Raw genomic sequence first — 24,502 nt, 5'->3', positions numbered from 1 at the left:
GACCTAGGCCGCCCCGCTGTTGATTGGTTAAACGATGAAGTCGTTCTCGGTCAGGTCCGCGGCGTTGACACCGGCCAGACGGATCGAGCCTGCGTCGCCGAAGCTGATGACGGCGTCGTCACCATCCTGAACGGTACTCGGACCGCCGTCGAAGTCAGGGCCCAGATCTCCGATCTGAATTCTGTCGACGCCCGTTTCAAAGTCCGAGATTGTGTCGTCACCGAAGGTGCCCTGGAACAGGAAGGTGTCAGCGCCTTCGCCACCGATCAGGACGTCATTGCCGCCCTCACCGTTCAGCAGGTCATCGCCATCCGCGCCGTTCAGAACGTTCTCCAGGTCGCTGCCGACAATCACATCACCATCGTCAGAGCCGATGACATTCTCGATCGAGACCAGCACGTCGGTTTCGATCTGATTGTCGATCACGGTCAGACCGACAACTCCGGTGCCGCCTGTTGCATCAACATCAAGCGTCGCGCCTGCGTCCACCAGCGTGTCCTGCACGACCGGGCCGTTTGCGCCCGCTGGTGCGTTGTGCAGATGGATGGCTGATACGACACCGGGGATCGGCGTGTTCAGGTCGGCCACGTTAAGGCCCCCAACGCTCAACTCGCTCGAGTAGGTGACTTCGCCTGTTGCCAGGTTCTGAGTGATGACAACGGTCGCGTTGCCGGTGGCTTCGCTATCCGATGTCGGCCCGGGTTCTTGCGATGCGTCCAGACCACCGCTCAGCGTGACGGTGCGGATCCCGTTCTCGGTCACGTCGCCGTCGACCAGAAGCTGCCCGCGAATTTCCCCACCAGGTAAGTCGGCGGTGTGGATGTTGTAGTACAGGTTGCCCAGAACGGCCTCTTCTACAAACCAGCCTCCATCCGGAATATTCGCACCAAACTGGTCCGGAGCCACAACAGCCGCATCCACGATCGAGACGTTGAACCCGGTATCGCGCGTGGCGGTGCCGTTGCCATTGGCGTCCAGACGGACCTCGACCGCGACATCAAGATCCGAGAAATCGGCGGTATCGATGCCTTCTCCACCATCGATGAAGTCATTGCCCAGACCACCGGTCAGCAGATTGTCTGCATCGCCTGCGATTAGAACGTCATCACCTGCGCCACCGCTGATGTCGCCGTTAGTGGTGCCTAGATCCACAAAAATGTCATTGCCGTTGCCCAGCAGGACATTGCCGTTGATCACGCCTTCGTCGTCGTTGACGATGGTAACGTCACCAGCATCTGATGCGTCGATCGCATTGACCGTGCCGCGAATTTCGCCTTCATTCAGGACGGCACCAAGAAGATTCAAGCCGCCGTCAATACGAATGCCGGCTGCAGCATCCGATTGTTTGGAACCGGCAATCAGGCCTTCGTTGATAACGACTCCGGCAAAGGACGCATCATTTTGTCCGGTGAACAAACGCAGGCCGTCGCCGACCTGATTGCCCTCGGTTGCATCGCCGCGACCCCGCAAGACACCTTCGTTTACAATCGCTGCCGAGACGACATCGCCTGAAACGTCACCTGTTTGCAGCAAAACAGCCGAGCCGTTGTTGCCCTCGCCCGCGTCCACCAGACCTGTGTTGGTGAAGGTGTAGTTGTCTGCCGTACTATCAGCGTAGACTGTGCCGTTGCGCTGATTGCCTGTACCTAATATGGCACCCAGGTTCTGAACGGAAAGCCCGTTACCATCGATGTTCAGTGCCCGGCTGTCCGAGGAAACGGTGCCACTATTAACAAACGACCCGCCCGAATGGTCACCAGTGCCAAAGTAGACACCGTTTTGCACGCCTTGGATGGCGCCCGCGTTAAGCAATGTGCCATGGAAGTTCACGCCATTGACAACTCGGATGCCGGCGACCGTGCCGTTGGCGCCTTCAGAGAAAATCCCGCCAAAGTTGGAGATCGTCGCATCGGAAGTGCCGGTGTTGCCAACGTTGCCGATGCGAACGCCATCACCGGCAAGCGGCGTGGCCGTACCCGCGTTTCCGCGCCCGTTGATTACGCCCGTGTTTTCCAGTGTAAATGTGTTGGCACCATCTTCTGCACCACCTATTTCCACACCAAAGCCAGAACCCTGATTGCCGTCACCAGCGTCAATCAGACCTGAGTTCTGTACCGAGAAGTCATCCGCGGTTCCGTCAGCGTAAACCGTACCGTTGCGCTGATCTCCGGTGCCAAGGATGCTACCTTGGTTGTCGACCTCAAGCCCCGTGCCATCAATGTTGGAGGCCCGGCTGTCCGAGGACACAACTCCTCCTGCTTCGTTGACGAAACGACCACCCGTATGATCCGCGTTGCCAAAGTAGACGCCGTTTTGGACACCCGAGATTGTGCCGGCGTTGGTAAATTCGCCCTGAAAGCTCACGCCATCCACAACGCGCGCACCGGCTACAGTGCCGTTGGCACCTTCCGAACGTACCTCGCCACGGTTGACAATGGCCCCTACGGCGATGCCCTGATTTCCCGGGTTGCCAATGCGGATACCATCTCCGGCCAGGCCAGTGTCTGCTGCGCCGTTGCCCCGACCCTGGATCAGGCCATCGTTCTCCAACGAGAACGTGTTGGCACCGTCTGCGGCTCCACCGATTTCTGCTGCGAAACCCGAGCCCTGGTTGTGCTCACCCGCGTCGATTGTGCCATTGGCCAGATTGCGGACCGAGAAGTCATCTGCGGTGCCATCGGCATAAACGGTGCCGTTACGCTGGTCGTCGTTTCCCAGAATGTCGCCGCCATTGATCAGGTTGACACCTGAGCCGTCGATGTTCACCGCGCGGCTTCCGGATTGGATGGCGCCAAAGTTCAGCACGTCCAGATCATGTTCACCATTGCCGATGTAAAGGCCATTGCGCGGGCCTTCGATCACGCCGGTCGACGTGTTCAGGATCTCACCTTCGGCGTTTACGCCATCCGCGATGCGGATACCGGCGGCCGTGCCTTGGTTGCTTTCGGTCGAGATCAGGCCGCTGTTGACGATCTCGGTTTCCAACGTGGCACCTTCGGCACCGTCGTCAATGCGAATGCCGTCGCCGGCCAGCCCGGTATTGGCGGCCCCTTGGCCACGGCCTTGGATTGTCGCGCCGAAACCGTTGAAGATGTCGGTTTCCACGCGATCGCCGACCTCATCGCCGATCTGCAACGAGATGCCCGCACCCTGATTGCCTTCGCCCGCGTCAATCGTGCCACCCGTAAAGTTTGAGATTGAGATGTCTTCGGCTGTGCTGTTGGTGTAGATCGTGCCATTGCGCTGATCGCCGGTGCCGATGATTTCACCGAAGTTGCGCACATCAATGCCTTGGCCCTGAATGTCGACTGCACGGCTGTCAGAGCTGATCACGCCGCCGCGGAAGTTGTCCAGGCCGCCCGAAGTTTGAGCACCTGCAAACTGAACGCCGTTAAATTCACCCGCGATCTCACCAAAGTTGCGAACCTGTGCGCTGCCGGTGACCTGAACGCCGGTGGCCAATGCATCAGGGCCGTTGTTCGCTTCGATCCGCCCAGAGCGGAAGTTGAACACGTCAACATCCTGTCCCTGAGCCTGAACGGCGGCAACAGCGTTGTTGGTGATGATTTCACCAAAGTTCAGCAGACGCGAGAAGTCATTTGCCAGCACGAAAGCCGGGGTGTCATCTACAACGGTGCTTTGAAAGAAGTTGTTGAAAAGGGTTTGGCCGTCGCGGGTGGTCTCTTGCGCTATTGTAGACGTGGTCAAGAGACGAGCGCGCAGGCTTGTCAGAAGTTGGGACAGCATGGGGTACTCCGTCATAAATTGTTACGTTTGGCAGTCCGCCCTGTGTGTCGGGCATTCCACGTAGCAAAGGGGTAGACGGCACCCCGGGTCATCTGAAATTCATCCTGCAAATCGGCCGTATAACCAACGCAAATAGTCACGGTTTCCGTGAGAATCCGGAAATGCCACATCAAATAAATCAACAGGTTACAATTTTCCTGCCGCGCGTGATGTTCTATTCGAATGCGCCGGTTAACAGTTTTGTCAGCGGAGTTGATCGGGATTTCATGCAGTTTTAACCGCTTTAAGGTACATAAAGGGGTGGTTTCGAGCCGCTTTTGTATGACCGCAGAGAGATTGAGCGGATGAATTTCAGAGATTTGGAGTATGTGCTCGCCATTGCAAAACATGGCAAGTTCAGTCAGGCGGCGGTTGCGTGCAACGTTTCGCAACCTGCACTATCGAACCAGATCAAGAAGCTGGAACACGAACTGGGTGTTGAACTGTTTCTACGACTAAATAACGAAGTGCGCCCAACGGCATTTGGTCAAAGCATCCTCAAAATAGCTGAATCCATCCTGTCTGATGCACAACAGATCCGCGACACTGCCACCCAATACCGCGACCCCGAGGCCGTCACGTACCGGATTGGCATGACGCCAACGCTTGCACCCTACCTGACGCAGTACTTCTCAGGGTTGTTCAGCGATCTGTACCCGCGGATGCGTGTGACCATGATCGAGGACCTTCCGCAAAACATGTTGCAGATGGTGGAAGATCATCAATTGGACATGGCGCTGGTGGCCAAAGTCAACAACAGCGACGCTCTGGCTTTCACGTCAATTTGGGCCGAGCCGTTGTTTCTGGCCATGCGTGAAGGGCACCCACTTTGTATGCTTCCCTCTATCGCGCCAGAGGATGTGCCTCCGCATGACTTCATCCGGCTTCCTCACAGTTTTGGCTATGAACTTGAGGACCGTTTGCCCAAAGCTGATCCTGCGATCCGAGTCGCCAAGCGGTTTGATCTGAGCGCGCTGAGGTTTGAAACGATCTGCCGACACATTTTTCATTCTGATGATTGTACAATTGTGTCGGCCCTGGCTGCCGAGCAATTCAAGCGAGACAACTGGCCCTTGTGCTTTGTTCCTTTTGAGGGGCCCGGCAACCTGCGTAACCTTGGTGCTGCGACCCGCCCGGGATGTCCTAGAACTCAAGTTTTGAACCGTGTGGGTGCATATATTCAAGATCAACCCCCGGTTGGTGTTGCGCCGACCTTCACGCCGTAATCACTCGTCAATCTTTGCAATCATCAATGAATCCGAGATGTGTAGTCTCTCGGCTTTGCGAGGTGCATTGGCTCACACATTCCTTCAACTCTCAAAGTGAGTTGACAATGGATTTTGTATTTTGGATACATTGAGCACAGATTTCGCGGCGATGAGAGTCGTCAGAAATTGCTTGGTCAACAAAAGCAACGCGAAAGCCGATTGAAAATTTTCTGGGAGACAATCATGAAACTCAAATTTTTGGCTGCAACAGCGGCTATTGCCCTGTCCAGTGCAGCCGCGCAGGCCAACACGCTGGTTTATTGTTCAGAAGGCTCACCCGAGGGGTTCGATCCCGCACTGTTTACAGCCGGAACCACATTTGATGCCTCATCGCACCCGATCTACAACCGCCTGCTGGAATTCGAAACCGGCACAACCAACGTTATCCCCGGTCTGGCCGAAAGCGTCGAAGCCAGTGATGATGGCCTGGAGTACACATTCAAGCTGCGTCAGGGTGTGAAGTTCCATTCGAATGACGAGTTCACGCCGACCCGCGATTTCAACGCGGATGACGTGATTTTCTCGTTCATGCGCCAAAAGGATGACAGCCATCCCTATAATCAGGTGTCAGGCGGTACGTGGGAATACTTCAAGGGTATGGGTATGCCCGATCTGGTCGAGTCCATTGAAAAGGTCGACGACTACACCGTCAAATTTACTCTGACCAAGCCTGAGGCGCCGTTTGTTGCCAATATGGCGATGGATTTCGCTTCGATACTGTCCGCAGAATATGCAGATGCGATGATGGAAGCCGGAACACCTGAAAAGCTGAACACCGCACCCATCGGCACCGGCCCGTTCTCGTTCTTAGCGTATCAGAAAGACGCCGTGATCCGCTATGCCCAGAATGCCGACTACTGGAAGGATCCTGCGGATGTTGAGAACCTGATCTTTGCGATCACTCCGGACGCATCCGTGCGCTATCAGAAGCTGAAGGCCGGCGAATGTCACATCATGCCGTATCCGAACCCGGCTGACATTCAGGCGATGCAGGATGATGGCGACATCAACATGTTGGAGCAGGAAGGCCTCAACGTTGGCTATCTGGCCTATAACACCACAATGGCGCCCTTCGACAACCCGAACGTCCGCAAGGCGTTGAACATGGCAATCGACAAGAACGCGATCATCGACGTGGTGTTCCAGGGCTCGGGCCAGGTTGCAAAGAACCCGATCCCGCCGACCATGTGGGGCTATAACGACGCGATCACCGACGATGCCTATGATCCAGAAGCGGCCAAGGCGATGCTGGAAGCCGAAGGTGTTTCCGACCTATCGATGAAGGTATGGGCAATGCCGGTACAGCGTCCGTACAACCCGAATGCGCGCCGTATGGCTGAATTGATCCAGGCGGATTTCGCGAAGGTCGGCGTGGACGTCGAGATCGTCTCTTACGAATGGGGCGAGTACCTGTCGCGTTCGAAAGATCTGGACCGTGACGGTGCCGTTCTTCTGGGTTGGACCGGTGACAATGGCGATCCAGACAACTTCCTGGCGGTTCTGCTGGGCTGTGACGGACGCGAAGCGTCGAACCGAGCACAATGGTGCCATGAGCCGTTCGAAGATCTGATCCTGAAGGCCAAACAGTCCACGGATCAGGCTGAACGCACCAAGCTGTATGAAGATGCCCAAGTCATCTTCAAAGAGCAGGCCCCGTGGGCAACCATTGCGCACTCGGTAGTATATATGCCGATGAGCAATAAGGTTCAGGGCTATAAAGTGCACCCGCTGGGCGGCCACATCTTCTACGGTGTGAGCGTCGAATAAACCACCACTCAACGACCGGAGCCGCCCAATTGGCGGCTCCGGTTTTCTTTATTGGGAGGCGGCGCGAATGCCGGATTTGTCCGAGTATCAACAACTGGCAAAGGACATGTCAGTAGATGCCGTGGCACTGGTGCCCGGCCCGAATTTTACCCGCGCTTTGGTAAAACCCTTCATGAGCAACGAGCGACCTTTTGTGGTCGTGATCCCGGCCGAAGGCGTACCGGCAGCGATTGTGCCGAACCTAGAATTGGGCTCTTGGGCGCTGGTCGGGTTTGACGGCGCTGTCTTCGACTGGCGCGATCAGACGGGCTATGACGATGCCTTCGCGGCGCTGGCTGATCATATGCCGTTGCGATCTCTGGCGGTCGAAGGGCAGGTGATGCGCGTCTTTGTCTCTAAAGCCTTTACCCGTGCCTTGCCCGAGCTGCGGATCGTGGACTCGGAACGAGAGATATCCGGCCTGCGCATCATCAAGACAGACGATGACATTGCAGCGCTGCAAGCGGCGATTGATATCTCGGAACGAGCGCTGGAGCGGGTCATTGCGGATGTTCGCGTTGGCCAAACAGAAGTACAAATCGAGCAAGCCTTGATCCAGGCGCTGTTCGCCGAAGGAGCCGCGTCGCTGGCATTTTCGCCCATCGTGACGGCCGGAGGAAATTCGGCTCAACCGCATGGTAAAGCACGCGCGGATTATCAGATCAAAGCAGGCGACGCGCTGCTGTTCGATTTCGGCGCACGCAAACATGGGTTTGCCGCCGACATCACACGTACCTTTTTTGTAGCCGAAGCCTCGGATGAGGGCAGGGCGGTCTACGACACCGTTCTGCGGGCCAACCTGGTCGGGTTCGAAGCTTGCCGGCCTGGCGTCACTGCCCACGATATCGACGACGCGGTGACCAGCGTGCTCGAGGCCTCGCCCTATGCAGATCGTATCCGCACCAAGACCGGTCATGGGCTGGGCCGCGATGTGCACGAAGCGCCCTACATCATGCGTGGCAACGGCCAGATCATGCGCGCGGGCATGGTTTGGACAAACGAGCCGGGCCTCTATGATCTGGACAATTTCGGCGTTCGGATCGAAGATGACGTACTGGTGACCAAAGACGGTTGCCGGTCGCTGACAAGCTTTCCCAAAGAACTAACAATCATAGGCCGCTGATGTTTGGCTATTTCCTTACCCGCCTCGGCATGTTCATTCCGACATTCCTGGGCGTAACACTGATCTCGTTCATGTTCATTCGGGTGCTTCCAGGCGATCCGATCATCGTCATGGCCGGTGAACGCGGAATGTCCGAAGAACGCTATCAGGAGATGGTTCAGAAGCTGGGCTTCGACAAACCTGTTCTGCAGCAATACTGGGACTATCTGGTTGGCGTGTTGCATGGTGATCTGGGCGAAAGTTTTGTCACCAAGAAGCCGGTTTGGGACGAATTCTTTGCCCTGTTTCCGGCCACGCTGGAACTGTCGATATGCGCCATGATCTTTGCAGTAGCTTTGGGTCTTCCCGCGGGCGTTATTGCTGCTGTGAATCGGGGTAAATTCTTCGACCGGGCGCTGATGTCGTCCGCGCTGATCGGGTATTCCATGCCGATCTTCTGGTGGGCGCTGTTGTTGATCATCGTGTTTTCCGGCAACCTTGGTTGGACGCCTGTCTCAGGCCGGATCGACTTGCTGTACTACTTTCCAAGCGTCACTGGCTTCATGTTGATCGACAGTCTGCTGTCCGGGCAGGAGGGGGCGTTTGGATCGGCTGTACGCCATCTAATTCTGCCGACCATCGTTTTGGGCACGATCCCTTTGGCCGTAATTGCACGCCAGACCCGTTCGGCCATGTTAGAAGTGTTGGGTGAGGATTACATCCGCACGGCCCGCGCCAAGGGCCTCGCCCCCGCGCGGATCAATGGGCTGCATGCGCTGCGCAATGCGCTGATCCCGGTGATTACAGTGATTGGCCTGTCGGTCGGCACTTTGCTGGCCGGGGCGATCCTGACCGAAACAATCTTTAGCTGGCCTGGCATCGGCAAGTGGATGGTCGACAGCATTTTCCGCCGCGACTACCCGGTGGTGCAGGGCGGCCTGCTGATGATCGCCGTGATCGTCATGCTGGTGAACCTGCTGGTCGATGTCCTTTACGGCGTCATCAACCCCAAAATCCGGAGGCGATGATGGCTGAATTGTCCGCGACCCCACCAAAAACCGAAGACCGCCCCAGCGCTCTGCGAGAGTTCTGGTATTACTTCAGCGAAAACCGCGGTGCGGTAATGGGCCTTTGGGTCTTTGCCGCTTTTGTCTTCTGCGCGGCCTTTGCGCCTTTGTTGGCCCCCTACGACCCGACTGAACAGTTCCGCAATCACATTCTGCAACCTCCTGCGTGGCAAGAGGGCGGCAGTTGGGCCTTCCCGTTGGGCACCGATCCGTTGGGTCGGGATATGCTGTCGCGGCTGATCATGGGATCGCGTTATTCCTTCTTTGTCGGCATCGTGGTGGTTTGTGTGGCCGTTACGGGTGGGGTGATTGTCGGCCTGCTGTCGGGTTTTGCGCCAAAATGGGTCGATACAATGATCATGCGGGTGATGGATATCATCCTGTCCTTTCCCTCACTGCTGCTTGCGCTGGTTCTGGTTGCCATCCTTGGTCCCTCTTTGACCAACGCGATGATCGCCATCGCCATTGTGTTTCAACCGCATTACGTGCGTTTGACCCGGGCATCTGTGTTGGCAGAGCGGCAAAAGGATTATGTGACCTCTGCTCGCGTTGCCGGTGCCAGCAAGGCCCGGCTGATGTTCAAGACCGTGCTGCCGAATTGCCTGGCCCCGATCATCGTGCAGGCGGCGCTGTCGTTTTCGACCGCCATTCTGGATGCCGCAGCCCTTGGCTTTCTGGGCATGGGAGCGCAGCCGCCCACGCCGGAATGGGGCACCATGCTGGCCGAAGCACGTGAGTTTATTCTGCGTGCGTGGTGGGTGGTGACGTTCCCCGGTCTGGCCATCTTGGTCACGGTGCTGGCCATCAACCTGATGGGCGACGGTCTGCGCGACGCGCTGGACCCTAAGCTAAAGCGGAGCTGATGACATGAGCCTGTTGGATATCCGAAACCTCACCGTCGAATTCGCAACCGCCTCGGGTCAGTTCCGGGCTGTGGATGGTGTTGACCTGTCGGTCGACAAAGGCGAGTTGATGGCCATCGTCGGCGAAAGCGGCTCGGGCAAATCCGTGTCGATGCTGGCGCTGATGGGATTGCTGCCATGGACCGCTACAATCACCGCAGATCAACTGAGTTTCGAAGGCATTGATCTGACCAAAATCTCGGCCCGTGACCGTCGCAAGATCATCGGCAAAGACATTGCCATGATTTTTCAGGAACCGATGTCATCGCTTAACCCTTGTTTTACGGTTGGCTTCCAGATCAAGGAGGCCTTGCGCATCCACCTAGGCCTGAACCGAAAGGACCGCCACCAACGCGCCATCGAACTGTTTGATCAGGTCGGAATCCCCGCACCCGAAAGCCGCCTGACCACGTTTCCGCACCAGATGTCCGGCGGCATGAATCAACGGGTGATGATAGCGATGGCCATCGCCTGCAAACCCAAGCTGTTGATTGCGGACGAGCCGACGACGGCGCTGGACGTTACAATTCAGGCGCAAATCCTTGATCTGTTGGTTCGCCTTCGGGACGAACAGGGCATGGGTTTGGTACTAATCACTCATGATATGGGCGTTGTCGCCGAGACCGCCGAGCGGGTTCAAGTCCAATATGCTGGCCAAAAGGTCGAGGAGCAGGCAGTCACAGGCCTGTTCCGCACCCCGCGTCACCCCTACACAACTGCGTTGCTTAACGCGCTTCCGGAACGGGCGACGTCGAAGATGCTGCCTACTATTCCCGGCGTCGTTCCAGGGCAGTTTGACCGGCCAAAAGGGTGTCTGTTCAGCCCCAGATGCCAATATGCAGATGATCTGTGCCGATCGTTGCCCCCAACCCCGCACAGTGCGGAGTTCGGCAAGGCGCGTTGCCATTACGTTGAAAAGATAACAACCGGAGAGCTGGCATGACCGCCCCCATCGTTCAGGCCAGTGAATTGGCCAGGTTTTATACCGTAAAAGGCGGATTGTTGTCGAAGGCCGCAACGGTAAAGGCCTTGTCTGGCGTGGACTTCGAACTGCGGCCGGGCAAAACGTTGGCGATCGTAGGAGAGTCCGGTTGTGGGAAGTCCACCCTCGCAAGGGTGGTGACGATGATCGAAGAACCGACCTCGGGTAGTCTGACCATCGATGGCGTTGAAATAACTCCGTCGAAATGGGCCCAAATGCGTGAAACTGTGCAGATTGTGTTTCAGGATCCCTACGGCTCGCTCAACCCGCGCCAACGGATCGGTCAAATCCTGCAAGAGCCATTGATAATTAACCGCCGCGAGATGTCCGCAGCCGACCGCGAGGCGCGCGCGCGTGAAATGATCGACCTCGTGGGTTTGCGCCCCGAACATTACGACCGCTACCCACACATGTTTTCGGGCGGGCAGCGGCAGCGGATTGCAATCGCCCGCGCCTTGATGCTGAACCCCAAGGTGCTGGTGCTGGATGAGCCGGTTTCAGCACTGGACGTCTCAATCCAGTCGCAAATTCTGAACCTGCTGGTCGAACTGCAGGAACGTCTGAACCTTGCCTATCTGTTCATTTCGCATGATTTGTCGGTGGTGAAGCATTTTGCCGACGATGTGATCGTTATGTATTTAGGCCGCGCGGTTGAGAAGGCACCGAAAGAAAAGCTGTTTGCTGCCCCTAGGCATCCCTATTCCAAGGCTCTTTTGTCGACAACACCTCGCGCAGATCCCGACGCGCGCAAGGATCGGATCAAACTGGAAGGCGAGCTACCGTCCCCGATGAACATCCCCAAAGGCTGTGCCTTTGCACAAAGGTGCTGGCTAGCAACCGAAGAGTGCCGCGCAGCGCCACCAGAACTGAGCGGGACAGACCACAAAGTGGCGTGCCTGCATCCACTGGGGTAGGGATGGGGGACCTTCAGCCAGTTTCGCCTTTCCGTGTCTTAATAACCATCGCCAGCAACTGATCCTTGGTCCGTTGAATATGCTTGGTCAGCAGTTCACCTGCGGCATCAACCTGACGTTTGCGTGCCAGCGATAAAAGCTGTCGGTGATCTTGCTTGGCGGGCTCGCGCTGTTCCATGACGCTTAGATGCATACGGACATAGCGGTCCGATTGCAGATTGACCCGTTGAAGAATCTCATTGGTCAGCCCACGATCAGCAGCCGCATAAAGAGCTTTGTGGTATTCATAATTCAGGCTGCCCCATCGCCCGACATTGTATGCTTCGTAAGACCTTTCCATGTCGTCGAGCAGCTTCTCGCATCTGGCGAAATCAGCTTCCGTCATCTGCGGAATGGCCCGTCTAAACAGGTCAACTTCCAAAAGAACGCGAAGGTCAAAAATCTCGCCAATTTCCGAAAGCGAATGCGAAGTCACCGATGCACCACGGTTGTTAGTCAGCTGCACAAGGCCTTCCGCATCCAGCCGTTTCAGGGCTTCGCGGATCGGCATACGCGAAACATCGTAATCCTCGGCAAGGGCCTCTTGCCGGATGGTTTCACCTTCGGCCATCTCTCCACTTAGGATACGTTCCCGCAGATCATTCGTGATGACTTCTGGAAGACTTTGGCGTGCGATCGCGCGGGTTCTGGGCATAAGAGTGGTCTCGGTCGGTCTAAGTTGTATCCAAAATACAAAATGAGCGTTCGATTTCCAAGGGCCTTACATCTATTGATATCTTAAAGTTGCTCGAGCGTTTCAGCAGGCCAGCGACGATGTGGTATTCGAACGCGAAGGAGGGGTGTAGTGGACAGCCAACGTTTCCTGCCCAAGGGGGCGATTTCCGTCGACGTTCCCTATGATGGACCACCCAAGGCCTTTCATTTCCTGTTGCTGCCTAATACCACGATGTTGGCGTTTAGCGCAGCGATTGAACCCTTGCGTATTTCAAACCAACTGGCACGAAAGCAATTGTTCGAATGGTACGTCCTGTCCGCAGATGGCGCACCGGTCACGTGTTCGAACGGAATCCGCATTCAAGCCGACCAACCCATGCACGATCTGGAGCAGGGGGCCTATACTTTCGTGTGTTCCGGCACTGAGCCGATGGCCTCGTTTGACACCCGGGTTCTGAATTGGATCCGTCGGCAAAAGGCACATGGATGTGATTTTGGCGGTATCTGCACCGGGGCATTTGCCTTGGCCAAAGCAGGCCTGATCGGCGACAGAAAGTTCACCGTTCATTGGGAAAATAGCCCCGGGTTTTGCGAGTATTTTCCGACAATGACGCCAACCCAGAGCCTGTATGAGATAGACGGCAAGCTGCGCACTTGCGGGGGAGGGCACGCCAGCACCGATATGATGCTGGAAGTGATCGAGGAATTGTTCGGCAACGCCCTGGCCATCAACGTGTCTGAGATGTGTCTGCATCGGCGGGTCGGTGAAAGTGGCAGCAATCAGGTTTCGCCCGTCTCAGCCCTTTTGGGGACGCGCAACGCCAAGCTGGTCGAAGCTGTCCAAATAATGCGGGACAACATTGAATCGCCGCTCAGTCTTGAGGCGGTAGCGGATCAGGCGTCTCTGTCCAGACGCCATATGGAACGGCTGTTCCAGCAGCACACAAAGATGTCGCCCGGCCAGTATTACAACAACCTCAGGCTAGATCGTGCCTTCGCCCTTTTGAATGAAACCGACCTCAGCGTATCCGAGATTGCCTTTGCATCCGGGTTTTCCAGCACGGACAGGCTTTCAGTTCATTTCCGAGGCCGGTACAATGTTTCGCCGCATAACTTCCGCAGATCGTGGTCGCACGAAAGTGGCAACTAAGACCGTTGGTGAGACTTGGATACCGAGGTGCAATCCAGCTCTGGACTGCCACAGTGGATTGACCGAGCGGGGCGTTCACTTCATCTTCAATTGCGTGATCGACACTTCGCTGCGCCTGCCATTGCGCAATTTTGAAGCACCGCTTTTTGCCAGCATAGCGTTGGCCCCTTTATCATGGACATTATCATGAACACATCCGGTATCCGCAACGAAGGCATGCGTATTGGCGGCGAGATTGTCTTTACCGATGCTAAAATCCCGGTCCACTACCCCTACACGAGTGAGGTTGTCGGTACCGTCCCTGCCGGCACTTCTGAACATGTACGCATAGCTTTTGAGATCGCCGCAAATTACACGCCCAAATTGACGCGTTACGAACGCAGCGAGATTTTGCGGCGCACCGGCGCGTTGATTGGTGAAAATCGCGAAAACCTCGCAAAATGGCTGACGCTTGAGCTTGGCATCTGCCATCAGCACTCGATCTATGAAACCAGGCGCGCGCAGGACGTTTTTCAGTTCGCTGCCTCCGAGGCCCTGAAGGACGATGGTGAGGTTTTCTCGTGCGATCTGACCCACAACGGCAAGGCGCGCAAGATTTTCACCAAACGCGAGCCGGTCAGAACCATCAGCGCAATTACACCGTTCAATCACCCTCTGAACATGGTCAGCCACAAGATTGCACCGTCCATTGCCACCAATAACAGCATGGTTTGCAAACCGACCGAACTGACCCCACTGACGGCCCTGACGCTGGCGGACATACTATACGAGGCAGGGCTGCCGCCCGAAATGTTTCAGGTCGTGACTGGCTGGCCGAAAGATATCGGCGATGAGATGATCACCAATGAACACATCGACATAGTCACCTTCACGGGCGGTGTGCCGGTAGGCAAGATGATCGCGTCCAAGGCGGGTTACAAACGGCAGGCACTGGAGTTGGGCGGCAACGATCCTCTGATCGTGCTGAATGATCTGAATGACGCCAATCTGGACAAGGCCGCCAGTATAGCTGTGGCCGGGGCCACAGGGAATTCGGGGCAACGCTGTACCGCGATCAAACGCATTCTGGTTCAGGAAAGCGTGGCAGATAGATTTGTGCCACTTGTTCTAGAAAAGGCAAAAGCGATCCGGTTTGGTGACCCTCAGGACCCGGAAACGCAATTGGGTTGCGTTATCCACGCACAAGCCGCCGAGTTGTTCGAAAACCGCGTGTTGAAGGCTGCGCAAGAGGGCGCAGAAATCCTCTATCACCCCGGCCGCGACGGTGCACTGTTGCCGCCGATCGTCGTCGACAAGGTGCCCCACGGCAGCGAGTTGGTGATGGAAGAGACATTTGGTCCAATCGTGCCGATCGTTCGTGTACCAGACGATGATGCGCAAGTTATGCAAATCTCAAACGGCACCGCATTTGGTTTGTCGGCGGGTGTCTGTACTAATGATCTGAACCGGGCGATTACCTACATCAACGGTTTGAACGTCGGCACCTGCAACATCTGGGAACAGCCAGGCTACCGGATCGAAATGTCTCCTTTTGGCGGCATCAAGGACAGCGGCAACGGCGTCAAGGAAGGCGTGATCGAGGCGATGAAATTTTTCACCAACGTCAAAACTTATTCACTGCCCTGGCCCGAGTGACTTTTTAGCCCTCTTTCTGTTGCGGGAAATTGTGACAATTGCACAAACAGGGGGCTCAGCCCTGCACAACGTTCTGCCGTTGCACGCCCAAGCCTTTGATGCCCAACTCCATCCTGTCGCCGGGTTTTAAATAGGTCGGCGGATTTTGGCCCATGCCCACGCCCGGAGGGGTGCCTGTTGAAATCACATCTCCCGGCTGTAGCGACATGAACTGCGACAGATGAGAGATTTCTGTCGCCACGCTAAAATGCATCGTTCTGGTCGAACCATCCTGAAACCGTTGCCCGTTAACCTCAAGATACATCTGCAGGTCCTGCGGATTTGGCACCTCATCCCGTGTCACAAGCCATGGACCTATAGGACCGAACGTGTCGGCGGATTTGCCTTTGACCCACTGGCCCGAACGGTGCAGTTGGAAATCGCGTTCTGATATGTCGTTGATGACGCAATAACCGGCGACATGATTCAAGGCTTCGGCTTCCGAGACGTATTTGGCCTCTTTCCCGATCACCACACCCAGTTCCACCTCCCAATCGGTTTTGACCGAGCCACGAGGGATTTCGACCGTATCGTTGGGGCCAACAATAGCTGATGTCGCCTTGAAAAAGATCACCGGTTCCTGCGGCAGCTCCATCCCACTTTCGGCCGCATGATCGGCGTAGTTTAGACCTATGCAAACGAACTTGCCGACCTGACCGACGCAAGCGCCAATCCGCGGTTGACCATCCACCAGAGGCAGGCTTGCTGTATCCAACCTGCGCAATCGGTCTAGGGCTTCATCGCCAAGCGACTCGCCTGTGAGATCATCAATCACACCTGACAAATCACGAATTGCGCCCTTGGAATCCAGAAGACCGGGCTTTTCCGCGCCCTTGGGACCGAACCGCAGTAATTTCATTGATAGTGTTCCCTTTGCTCAGAGCGTCCGCGGCCATCATTAGCCAACAGGTGTGCGGATGGGAAATTCCGTTGTATTTGACCGGACAGCACACTTATCGACCCCCTGCACCAAAAACTCAAATCTTGTGGTGAATTAAACAGAGGACAGAGATACTGTAATCTCATTTCGTAATTTTTATTTTTTTGTGCTAGTGTCCGAACAGATTTTACTGATTTCTTTCAAAGGTACTATTTATCGTGAGCAACAATTCACAAAACACGTTCAGGTTGCGCCCGATGGAAAGGGCAGATCTGGATTCCGTTCTGAGTTGGTTTCAGGACGTTGAAGACCTTGCGCGTTTCGATCGTACAACGCGCGTGCCCCTCAATACATCGCATGCCGAAGAATTTTGGAGAGATTCATTTACGTCTTCCGATGCCAGCCGCAAATGTTGGTTTGTCATCGAGTCCTCCGCAGGTGAGGCCGTTGGGCTGGCCGGGCTCGAGTCTATCTCGAACATCAATCGCGATGCAGTGGTTGCAGTTTTCGTCAACAAGGCAATGCGCAGATCCGGCGTCGGGCTCCGGGCATCTGCTTTGGTGTTGGATCTGGCATTTCGACAGCTGGGGCTGAACCGCATAACGTCTTATTATCGTGAGGACAATCATCACAGCCGTGATCTTGTTGCCAAGATAGGATTCCGGATTGAAGGAACGATGCGTCAAGCGTGGTTCGCTGAAGGTGAGTTTCAAGATATGGTTGTTGTGGGCATTCTGAAGCCCGAGTGGATGGTTCGCCGGAACGTTTTGGCACAGGAACTGGATGCGAATACGATCGTGACTTTGGGGCCGAATGATTGCGCCGACTGGTCATGGCCACCTCGGATCGCAGAGGTGTGATCAGTTCCGATCAAAACTGCTTCGGTCGTCAAAAACGTTTTTTGATATATGTTGGTTACGGGTCCGCTACGAATCCGAAAAAAGAGTAACACTTGTGAGTACGACAATTTCTGACATTCCAATTACTCAACGGCTTGGCGCAGTATTGTTCGCTGATGTCGTAGGATACTCCCGGCTCATGAGCGAGAATGAGCTGGATACCTATAATGAATTGAAAGCATTGATTTCTTTGCTTGAGACATCGTGCGCAAAGTACAACGGCCGAGTGGTTGAGGTACGTGGGGACGGGATTTTGGCCCTGTTCGAAACTGCCACCAGCGCAGTAGAATTCGGGGTCGAATTGCATCAAATCGCAAGCGATCAGAATAAAACCCGCGCGCAGGATCAGCGAATCAAGTTCCGGGCCGGGATTCACCTTGGTGAGATACTGATAGACGAACGTGGCATTCACGGCGATAACGTCAATATCGCGGCCCGGTTGCAAGAGATAGCCGAGCCTGAGCGGGTCTATGTCAGCTCTGCCGTGTATGATCAGGTCTGTAATCGCCTGCGATATGGGTACGAGTTTCTGGGGCCAAAACAGCTCAAGAACATCATGAATCCTGTCTCGACCTACTGCGTCCGCAGCGAAGTGGCCGGCGCGACCATGGCCGGCACGATGCGCCCGGATTTGAAAGGGGACATATTCGAACGGCCGGATACGCCGTCGGTGGCCGTTCTGCCCTTCAGCAGCTCTGGCGGCGATGAGTCCGACAGCTGGATCGCCGAAGGTCTGACGGACGACATCATCATGAATCTGTCCAAGTTCCGGAACCTTTTTATCATCGCCCGAAACTCGTCGTTTTTCTTCAGGACACAATCGATGCCTCCGAAAGAGGCCGCGCAAAAATTGAATGTCCGCTATGTCGCGCGCGGCAGCGTACGTCGGTCAGCAAGTCGGATCAGGATTTCCGCAGAGTTGATTGATGCCAACACCGAGCGCACGATCTGGGGCGAACGGTTCGATCGCAAGATTGACGATATTTTCGACATTCTTGATGAGGTCACAGAGTGCATTGTTGCGGCCACTGCGGTGATGATCGAGTCGCATGAAAAACAGCGCATGATTCAGGCGATTCCAAACGATCTTGAGGCCTATGGTTCGGTCCTTCAAGGTCAGCACCACATCTTCAAATATACCCGAAACGACAACCGCAAGGCACAGAATTTCTATCAATCAGCCCTTGAACGGGACGAAGGATATGCCCGTGCTGCAGCAGCGCTGTCGCGAACTCTAAATATCGACTGGCGTTATTCCTGGGCCGAAGAGCCGTCACAATCCTTGGAAAAGGCGCTGATGTTGGCGCAGCGCGCGATCGAGCTGGACCCGACCGACGCGCGTGGTTTCGGCGAATTGGGCTATGTGCACCTGTACCGCAAAGAGCATGACGCAGCCATCCAATCCTATCAGAGGGCGCTGGCGTTAAACCCAAATGACGCAGATATGCATTCTGACTTTGCCGATGCTCTGGCCCATTCAGGCGACAACGAGACGGCCATAACGCATCTTCAGCAGGCAATGCGTCTAAATCCCTATTTCCCGGATCAGTACCTTTGGCACTTGGGCGGAGCGTATTACAACCTCAGACGCTATGAGGATGTAATTGAGACGGTCAACAAGATGAACAATCCGACTGAAGGGCAGCGTATGCTGGCCGCCAGCTATGCTCAGCTGGGTCAAACGGACATGGCCCGCCTCATAAGGGAAAAGCACCGCGAGGCGCATCCGAACTTTTCGCTGGCCCGGTGGACAACCGTTCAACCGGATCGGCTAGAGGAAGACACGCAGCACTTTGTGGAAGGTCTGAAAAAGGCCGGGTTCTAAAATGCAAAGGGGCACCGCGTTCCGGTGCCCCTGAGCTTACTTTCGAAAACTGGATTTAGTCGCCGCCGCGTACCTTTGCGCCGCTGACTTTGGCCCCGCTCACCTTCGCGCCACTGACTTTGGCACCGCTGACTTTGGCCCCACTAACTTTCGCGCCGCTGACTTTGGCACCGCTGATAGCCGGGCTGTCAAAGCCGAAATAGATGTCCAGCAGGACTTGTTCGAACTGGCCGGTCATCACGTCCATACGCATGGTCTGGTCAGATTTGTCGTACCGCCAGACGCGGATACCATCGGCGACCTGATAGTCGGCCGCTGCGACGCCGCCAATACTCGGGTCTTGCGGCGCTCGGGATGCGTCGTCTGCAGGCTTATTGGGATCAGCGACCAGCTCACCTTTACCATGAACCAGAAAGATCACCGGCTCCGGCATATCGTAATAGGTGCCCTCAAAGGCAAAGCCATAAATCTTGGCGAACCGAGGACCTTTCTCCCCTTTTTCCACCCCAAATTGATCGTCGAGATGCTTGTTGGCGCCCTTTCCTTTGGACGGGATACGTTTGTATTCTAAATCTTCGAGCTCACGGCCATATATCAACACTTCTGAAAAACTGAGCAAGGATTCAGGCATATCTCTATCTCCCAATTATGGGATCGACGAAGCCAGAACCCTCATCTCCCCCTCAAAATAAACTCGAAAAATATTCGAGCAAATGCGTTCCAATAATCTTCTTCCGATTGCATGCCATAAAACCGCTTAAAAATAAAGGATTTTACAAGTTACCCTGGCACCTGCGTACGAACCGAAGCCGAGTGGCTGTCTTCCTCGGGGTCGGGAAGACGTGGACCGGCAGATGTCAGACCAATATCACGCATGCGGAAGTTGCCTTCGATGATGTTGCGAAACGCACCGCCAGTGATTTCCTGATCGACTGCCAGCAGGGCCTTTTCAACACCGAAATAGCTGAGCATATCGGCATCCAGCCGCTCCCATGTGTCGGCCAGATAGGTTCCCAAAAAATCGCGCGCTTCAAGCAAAGCGATCCGGAAACCTTCCGGGTTTTCGGCATAACGGGCATCGAACACACCCTGCATAACTTCGCTGTAATCCGGAGAGTCTTCCAGTTGATCGGAAAGGTGTTCTTCTTCAGGTGAGATCAGCCCATGCAGCAGCAGGCGTTCGTGATAAATATCTACGAAAATGTCGAACATCGCTCCAGTCAATGGTTCGGACAGATCGTGTTCGCTAGTCCATCCGGCCGCAAACTCTGACATGGACCGTGTGTTGGCGGCAATTCGGATCTGCGCGTTTTCCCCCAGTTCGGCAAACCGGTTCAGACGATTGAATGTGTACAGGTTGCCCCGCGTGTTTTTCAACAAAGCGTCAACAACAGAACCAAAATGCAGCGACGCAAGAAGGGCGACCATATCGGCAGCGGACTCGTGAAATCCGTAATATTCGCCCGACGCATCTCCATCTGACGGCATACCAATGACGCTATAGATAATGGCATGTCCAATTTCATGGGAGACAACGTCAAAGTTCAGGCTGTATGGGCGGTACTCGTCTCCATGTTCGTGTGTGCCGCCCGTTTCCAGAAACCCCCAACCAATATGTGCGTTGTCCAGACTGGGTAGCAGGGACAGTTCAAGCCGGTCAAAATCGCGCGCGAAATGCCACGGGATTGGTCGATCAAAATACCCTTGCCACACATCCATTGTAAAATGGGCCGACCCGAACAAATGCGCCGCCTCAAATGCGGGGTCGGATGGGGCAATATGAAAGAAGTTCCCTAACTCATCAGGCATCGCGGGCGGTTGGATGTATCCGTTCCAAGGAGGCAGATACATACCCGGTCCATTTGGCCCGGGAACAATGGCGCCGTAAGGTGTGGTTTTGCCGACAGGATTTACAGTGTACATGCGCGGACCGGACGGCCCCGGCCCGATGCTACCTAGCGGAGCCGAAATTTCGACAAGCTCCGGTTGCGCGCCCGGTTCCAGAAAAGGTGATTGCGGATACAGCAGGAACCGTGTGCCGGGTTCTTCGTCGCTTACAGTCTCATGTGTGTTCATCAATCGACCCCTCGTGTCGGGCGGAAGTCACCTTGCTTTTTGGGACGTCCGCACAGGCACTCCTGTGGCAAAACAAATACTCTGCTTCGATCAACTCACCAAGTTCCACGCGCCCGGATAGGCCAAGCGAGGTTGCGTAGCTGTCCAGGTTATCCGGCACGTCCTGGTCAAGGCGCGTTTCAAAATACCACACGACCATACGCAGACGATCTGCGCCCGAGAGGTGCCCATTCACAATCGCAGCTTTTTCCTTGGCGGCCGCCCGTTCCCGTAGATCCGCATACTTTCCGGTTCGCTTCAGTTCAGCCAGCAATGGCACATCCAATTGGGCCAAACGCGCGGCGACCGTCGCATCGATCCGGGCGGCATCTGCCAGAATGTCTTCGTATTCCGCAAGGCTCAAATCATTGGTGGTCAGCCATTCCATCAAATGCGTTTTATGAGACAATCCAGCCTTGGCCCTGTGGTCCGTCATCTGCCGGATCAGGGCGTCACGATCAGGTTGCCGATCCAGCTCGGCGGCTTCTTCCTGTGCCATTACGCTTAGCACTGCGCGGTTGCGCAATTCGGTGTAAAGCACGGGATCTAACCTCAACTCGTCGATCACCGCGTGGTTCTGTGCCTCGTTGGTGTCGATGCGGTTGCGCAACTGTTTCCACACCAATGTTGGTTCGGTCCGCGTTACGGGAATTGGGGGTAGGGTGCCCTGCGACAGGCAATCCGCCATAAGGGCCAGCATCGCCCGTGCGTCATCTGCCTTGGCATCAATTTGGCCGTCGGGTAGCCAATCTAAAAAGGCCACCATTCCGGGCAGGTCGCTTAACTCTTTGCCGATATTCTGCCAGATGCGGTGCCGATAATGTCTGGATTTCGCATGCTCTAGGATAGTGGCGACGCTTTCAGAAGGTAAAATCCCCTGAGCCTGCGCCTGTTTGACTGTGGCCCGGATAGACACCATCGGTGTACTGAGCGGTTGAAACCCCAGCTCTGCCGGGCTGTGCAGAACCGCGACCTCATCGTCATCCTGCAAAACGCCGCTGAGGTAGTCCTCAAAGATCCCGCCAACACCGATCATTCCAAAATCGGCAAGTTCAGCGGCCCGCAGAGCGCCCATGCTGGCGCTGCCAAAAACCGGTATCCCTTGTTCCATCGCCCACAAGATTTCCTTGTGCCAGACCGAGGGCACACCTTCGAAGAACCCATCTATGATCCCAATGGCGTGCGGTTGATCCTTGGCTGCGCGATAGACATCACCCTGCTGAACAGGGGGTAGGATCGCAGCATTCACCCGTGCGGTGACTTCGTGCGCTGGCAGGGTAGGGCCCACAAACACAACGACGGTCATGCGGTTTCCTGCCTGATCTGCAGTGCTCTTAGGCCCGGTACATAATCCGCGTCGTCCTGTGGCGCCTCCAAGCCCGGTATGACCGCCCGAACGACCGATAGATCATATTCAGGCCGAGACAAGTCCGCGATCACCACCTGAGAAATCCCGACGGCCTCTAACCTGATTAACAGCAAAGCCAGGTCATCCTCGAATGTCTTGGTTGAATGCGTCGGGCAGTCCTGGAAATTCTCTGTCGGAGGGGCACGATCGATCAGATCCCGCACATATCTACACCGATCCGTTTGCGCCTGGTCAGTGAATTCTTCCGGATCCAGATCATCGCGCGCGCCCGAGATATAGGTTAGCCGGGTCTGAGCAGCCTCTGTCACCGCGCGCAGCAACGCGATTGCTCGATCCGGATGGCACCCGTCGCCGATGCCGATGTGACCAGGCTGCCCGCCGGCCTCACAGATCACGCACCGAAAACTGGCAATTCCGATATCCGACGTGGTGTTCCACACCCCGATCTCCAGATTTGCGCCGGTGACTTTTTCAATGGCCGCCTGACATCGTGGGTCGTCGACAGTGCCGAGATCAACGCGCGCGGTCGTGGTTTGATGAGACCACAGCGTCGTTGCATCGCGCTCAATCAATTCGCAAATCGCATGACAACTCGCTTCGGCATTATTATTGCCCGAAGCTAAACCGTTTGTTGTTCTGGGAAAGGCGCGTTGTCCGGAGAGTGGAGCAGCAGTGTAGTCCGTGTCCACCATCTCAAGCGGAACCCAGCAGGCGTGTTGGCTTTTCAAATCCTGGCCTTCGACCCACAGCATGTTGCTATTGGGATCAAATTGCGCGCCGGTGACCTTAGGCAATCGATCCACATCCACTACGGCCGCTTCATCAGCCAAATCGGTAATTCTGGCAAGCCGTTGTGGAAGTCGCACACGTTCGGCATGCCAGGATTCGATCGCTTCCATAACGCCTGAAGCTTGCGCTGCCTGCAACGACAGTCCCTTACCAAGTGACACCGCAACAGATCGGGAATTGGGACGAGCAACCATGACGGTAGGCAAACCAATCCGATCCAGACCGGTCAGATTCGCGATCCTAGTTATACCCATTTCCCTAAGAAATGGTTGCACAATGCTTAGGGTGTGCGCGGGGTCGCGCAGACGATGAGTGTCATGCACGTAGGTCTTTTGTGAATTATCGGTCATTTCATCGACCTTGCCAAAACAAACGTGCAGGTTCGCACAATAAAACAAGCTATACGCAAATAGGATGGTAGATGAATTCGTGTGGGTCAACCTTGCTGGTTTCTGGCGTCGGTTTTGAAACTTGGCGGCAACTTCAACACAATTTTCTTAACATAAGACGGATTATGCGTTTTCGCGATGTATCCGAGTGGGTTTGTCGGAGTACGTAAATAATGGGACCGAATTATTGAGACTCGCCTCCCATTGAATTCAACACCTTAAGTTTTTTGCGCTTTTTGAGTGTTTCGACGGTTCAAGCGCTTCAAGTCGACGTTTACAGAAAGCCAATGAGCCTCTTCGCAACCTAGAAACCGGCGCTGAGTGTCTTGCTAGGACTTGGTTGACGGACAGAATATTCTGCCCCAGCACTCGGCCCAAAGTGGGCCTTGAACGGTCTCATTGAATCCTACAGCGCGACCCGCCAAACCCTCGTGCGATCCGCAAAAACTAGAGCAAAACTGCAAAGTGGACCAGCCTGAACACAGTCGCAATTTTCGACCGCATTGGTGAGGAATACGCTTTTGCTGTTCTGGCGCGTGCGGAGGCTTTAGCCGCCAAGTGTATGGATGTCATAAACCTAGGTATCGGCCAGACCCGATAATGTGCTGATCGTGCCGGGTGGCAAGATGACAATGTCCGCCGTTATCCTGATGTTCGGCGAACCTAGCGTCGATATCCTGTATCCTGATCCCGGCTTTCCGATCTACCCCTCTATGATTGATTTCACCGGCACCCCGCCCATACCGATTCCGATCCGCGAGGAAAATGACTTTACATTCAATGCCGATGAAAGCATGGCCTGATTACACCGCAAACTCGGCTGATCTTCCTCAATTCTCCGGCCAATCCTTGCGGTGGCGTGACGCCAAAA

Annotated in this window: 19 protein-coding genes; 12 read left to right on the top strand and 7 right to left on the bottom strand. The window is 55.4% G+C overall.

Annotated features, from left to right (window positions below; translation table 11 throughout):
- Positions 1-27 precede the first annotated feature (27 nt).
- Positions 28-3,747, bottom strand: coding sequence for a calcium-binding protein (locus DK510_RS04055; protein WP_160116440.1), 3,720 nt, complete (start codon positions 3,745-3,747; stop codon positions 28-30).
- A 344-nt stretch (positions 3,748-4,091) separates the two neighbouring features.
- Between DK510_RS04055 and DK510_RS04050 the strand changes: the two genes are divergently transcribed.
- From DK510_RS04050 to DK510_RS04020, 7 genes are all read left to right on the top strand, one after another.
- A complete protein-coding gene (locus DK510_RS04050; protein ID WP_109311004.1) occupies positions 4,092-5,012 on the top strand; it encodes a LysR family transcriptional regulator in 921 nt (306 codons plus the stop codon).
- A 225-nt stretch (positions 5,013-5,237) separates the two neighbouring features.
- Positions 5,238-6,821: an ABC transporter substrate-binding protein gene (locus DK510_RS04045; RefSeq protein ID WP_109311191.1), complete on the top strand. Its 1,584-nt coding sequence runs from the start codon at positions 5,238-5,240 to the stop codon at positions 6,819-6,821.
- A 67-nt stretch (positions 6,822-6,888) separates the two neighbouring features.
- Complete coding sequence (locus DK510_RS04040) at positions 6,889-7,983, top strand: Xaa-Pro peptidase family protein (RefSeq protein WP_109311003.1); 1,095 nt, start codon at positions 6,889-6,891, stop codon at positions 7,981-7,983.
- Positions 7,983-8,990: an ABC transporter permease subunit gene (locus DK510_RS04035; RefSeq protein ID WP_109311002.1), complete on the top strand. Its 1,008-nt coding sequence runs from the start codon at positions 7,983-7,985 to the stop codon at positions 8,988-8,990. Before DK510_RS04040 ends, DK510_RS04035 begins: the two co-directional genes overlap by 1 nt.
- A complete protein-coding gene (locus DK510_RS04030) occupies positions 8,987-9,892 on the top strand; it encodes an ABC transporter permease subunit (RefSeq protein ID WP_082637042.1) in 906 nt (301 codons plus the stop codon). The genes DK510_RS04035 and DK510_RS04030 overlap by 4 nt, the downstream gene beginning before the upstream one ends.
- Positions 9,893-9,896: 4 nt before the next feature.
- Positions 9,897-10,874, top strand: a complete 978-nt coding sequence (locus DK510_RS04025) for an ABC transporter ATP-binding protein (protein WP_109311001.1) — start codon at positions 9,897-9,899, stop codon at positions 10,872-10,874.
- The gene (locus DK510_RS04020) at positions 10,871-11,827 is read left to right on the top strand and encodes an ABC transporter ATP-binding protein (RefSeq protein ID WP_109311000.1); all 957 of its coding nucleotides are present in this window, start codon (positions 10,871-10,873) and stop codon (positions 11,825-11,827) included. Before DK510_RS04025 ends, DK510_RS04020 begins: the two co-directional genes overlap by 4 nt.
- A 13-nt stretch (positions 11,828-11,840) precedes the next feature.
- Here DK510_RS04020 and DK510_RS04015 read toward each other — a convergent pair whose 3' ends face one another.
- Positions 11,841-12,521: a GntR family transcriptional regulator gene (locus tag DK510_RS04015; protein ID WP_109310999.1), complete on the bottom strand. Its 681-nt coding sequence runs from the start codon at positions 12,519-12,521 to the stop codon at positions 11,841-11,843.
- A 150-nt stretch (positions 12,522-12,671) separates the two neighbouring features.
- On the opposite strand from DK510_RS04015, the gene DK510_RS04010 reads away from it, so the two are divergent.
- Complete coding sequence (locus tag DK510_RS04010) at positions 12,672-13,691, top strand: GlxA family transcriptional regulator (RefSeq protein WP_109310998.1); 1,020 nt, start codon at positions 12,672-12,674, stop codon at positions 13,689-13,691.
- Between the two features lie 186 nt (positions 13,692-13,877).
- Positions 13,878-15,326, top strand: coding sequence for a phosphonoacetaldehyde dehydrogenase (phnY, locus tag DK510_RS04005; protein WP_109311190.1), 1,449 nt, complete (start codon positions 13,878-13,880; stop codon positions 15,324-15,326).
- 55 nt (positions 15,327-15,381) lie between these two features.
- On the opposite strand, the gene DK510_RS04000 is transcribed toward phnY, so the two are convergent.
- Positions 15,382-16,224 carry a fumarylacetoacetate hydrolase family protein gene (locus DK510_RS04000; RefSeq protein ID WP_109310997.1) on the bottom strand — a complete coding sequence of 281 codons (843 nt, stop codon included), beginning with the start codon at positions 16,222-16,224 and terminating at the stop codon, positions 15,382-15,384.
- Between the two features lie 278 nt (positions 16,225-16,502).
- Between DK510_RS04000 and DK510_RS03995 the strand changes: the two genes are divergently transcribed.
- Both DK510_RS03995 and DK510_RS03990 read left to right on the top strand, forming a co-directional pair.
- Positions 16,503-17,105, top strand: coding sequence for a GNAT family N-acetyltransferase (locus tag DK510_RS03995; RefSeq protein WP_109310996.1), 603 nt, complete (start codon positions 16,503-16,505; stop codon positions 17,103-17,105).
- Positions 17,106-17,199: 94 nt separating this feature from the next.
- Positions 17,200-18,969, top strand: coding sequence for an adenylate/guanylate cyclase domain-containing protein (locus DK510_RS03990; protein WP_255414857.1), 1,770 nt, complete (start codon positions 17,200-17,202; stop codon positions 18,967-18,969).
- Positions 18,970-19,024: 55 nt separating this feature from the next.
- Here DK510_RS03990 and DK510_RS03985 read toward each other — a convergent pair whose 3' ends face one another.
- From DK510_RS03985 to DK510_RS03970, 4 genes are all read right to left on the bottom strand, one after another.
- Positions 19,025-19,600, bottom strand: a complete 576-nt coding sequence (locus tag DK510_RS03985; protein ID WP_186437474.1) for a pentapeptide repeat-containing protein — start codon at positions 19,598-19,600, stop codon at positions 19,025-19,027.
- A 149-nt stretch (positions 19,601-19,749) separates the two neighbouring features.
- Entirely contained in the window at positions 19,750-21,045 is a 1,296-nt protein-coding gene (locus tag DK510_RS03980; protein WP_109310994.1) for a hypothetical protein, read from the bottom strand.
- Positions 21,032-22,390 (bottom strand): TfuA-like protein, encoded by a 1,359-nt coding sequence (locus tag DK510_RS03975; protein ID WP_109310993.1) that lies wholly within the window; start codon positions 22,388-22,390, stop codon positions 21,032-21,034. The genes DK510_RS03980 and DK510_RS03975 overlap by 14 nt, the downstream gene beginning before the upstream one ends.
- Positions 22,387-23,592 carry a YcaO-like family protein gene (locus DK510_RS03970; protein ID WP_109310992.1) on the bottom strand — a complete coding sequence of 402 codons (1,206 nt, stop codon included), beginning with the start codon at positions 23,590-23,592 and terminating at the stop codon, positions 22,387-22,389. The genes DK510_RS03975 and DK510_RS03970 overlap by 4 nt, the downstream gene beginning before the upstream one ends.
- A 665-nt stretch (positions 23,593-24,257) precedes the next feature.
- On the opposite strand from DK510_RS03970, the gene DK510_RS23185 reads away from it, so the two are divergent.
- The gene (locus DK510_RS23185; RefSeq protein ID WP_234998894.1) at positions 24,258-24,434 is read left to right on the top strand and encodes a hypothetical protein; all 177 of its coding nucleotides are present in this window, start codon (positions 24,258-24,260) and stop codon (positions 24,432-24,434) included.
- Positions 24,435-24,502 lie beyond the last annotated feature (68 nt).

It is taken from the genome of Ruegeria sp. AU67 (assembly GCF_900312795.1).
In the GTDB taxonomy this organism is placed as follows: domain Bacteria; phylum Pseudomonadota; class Alphaproteobacteria; order Rhodobacterales; family Rhodobacteraceae; genus Ruegeria; species Ruegeria atlantica.
This window is presented reverse-complemented; position numbering and strand designations above follow the sequence as displayed.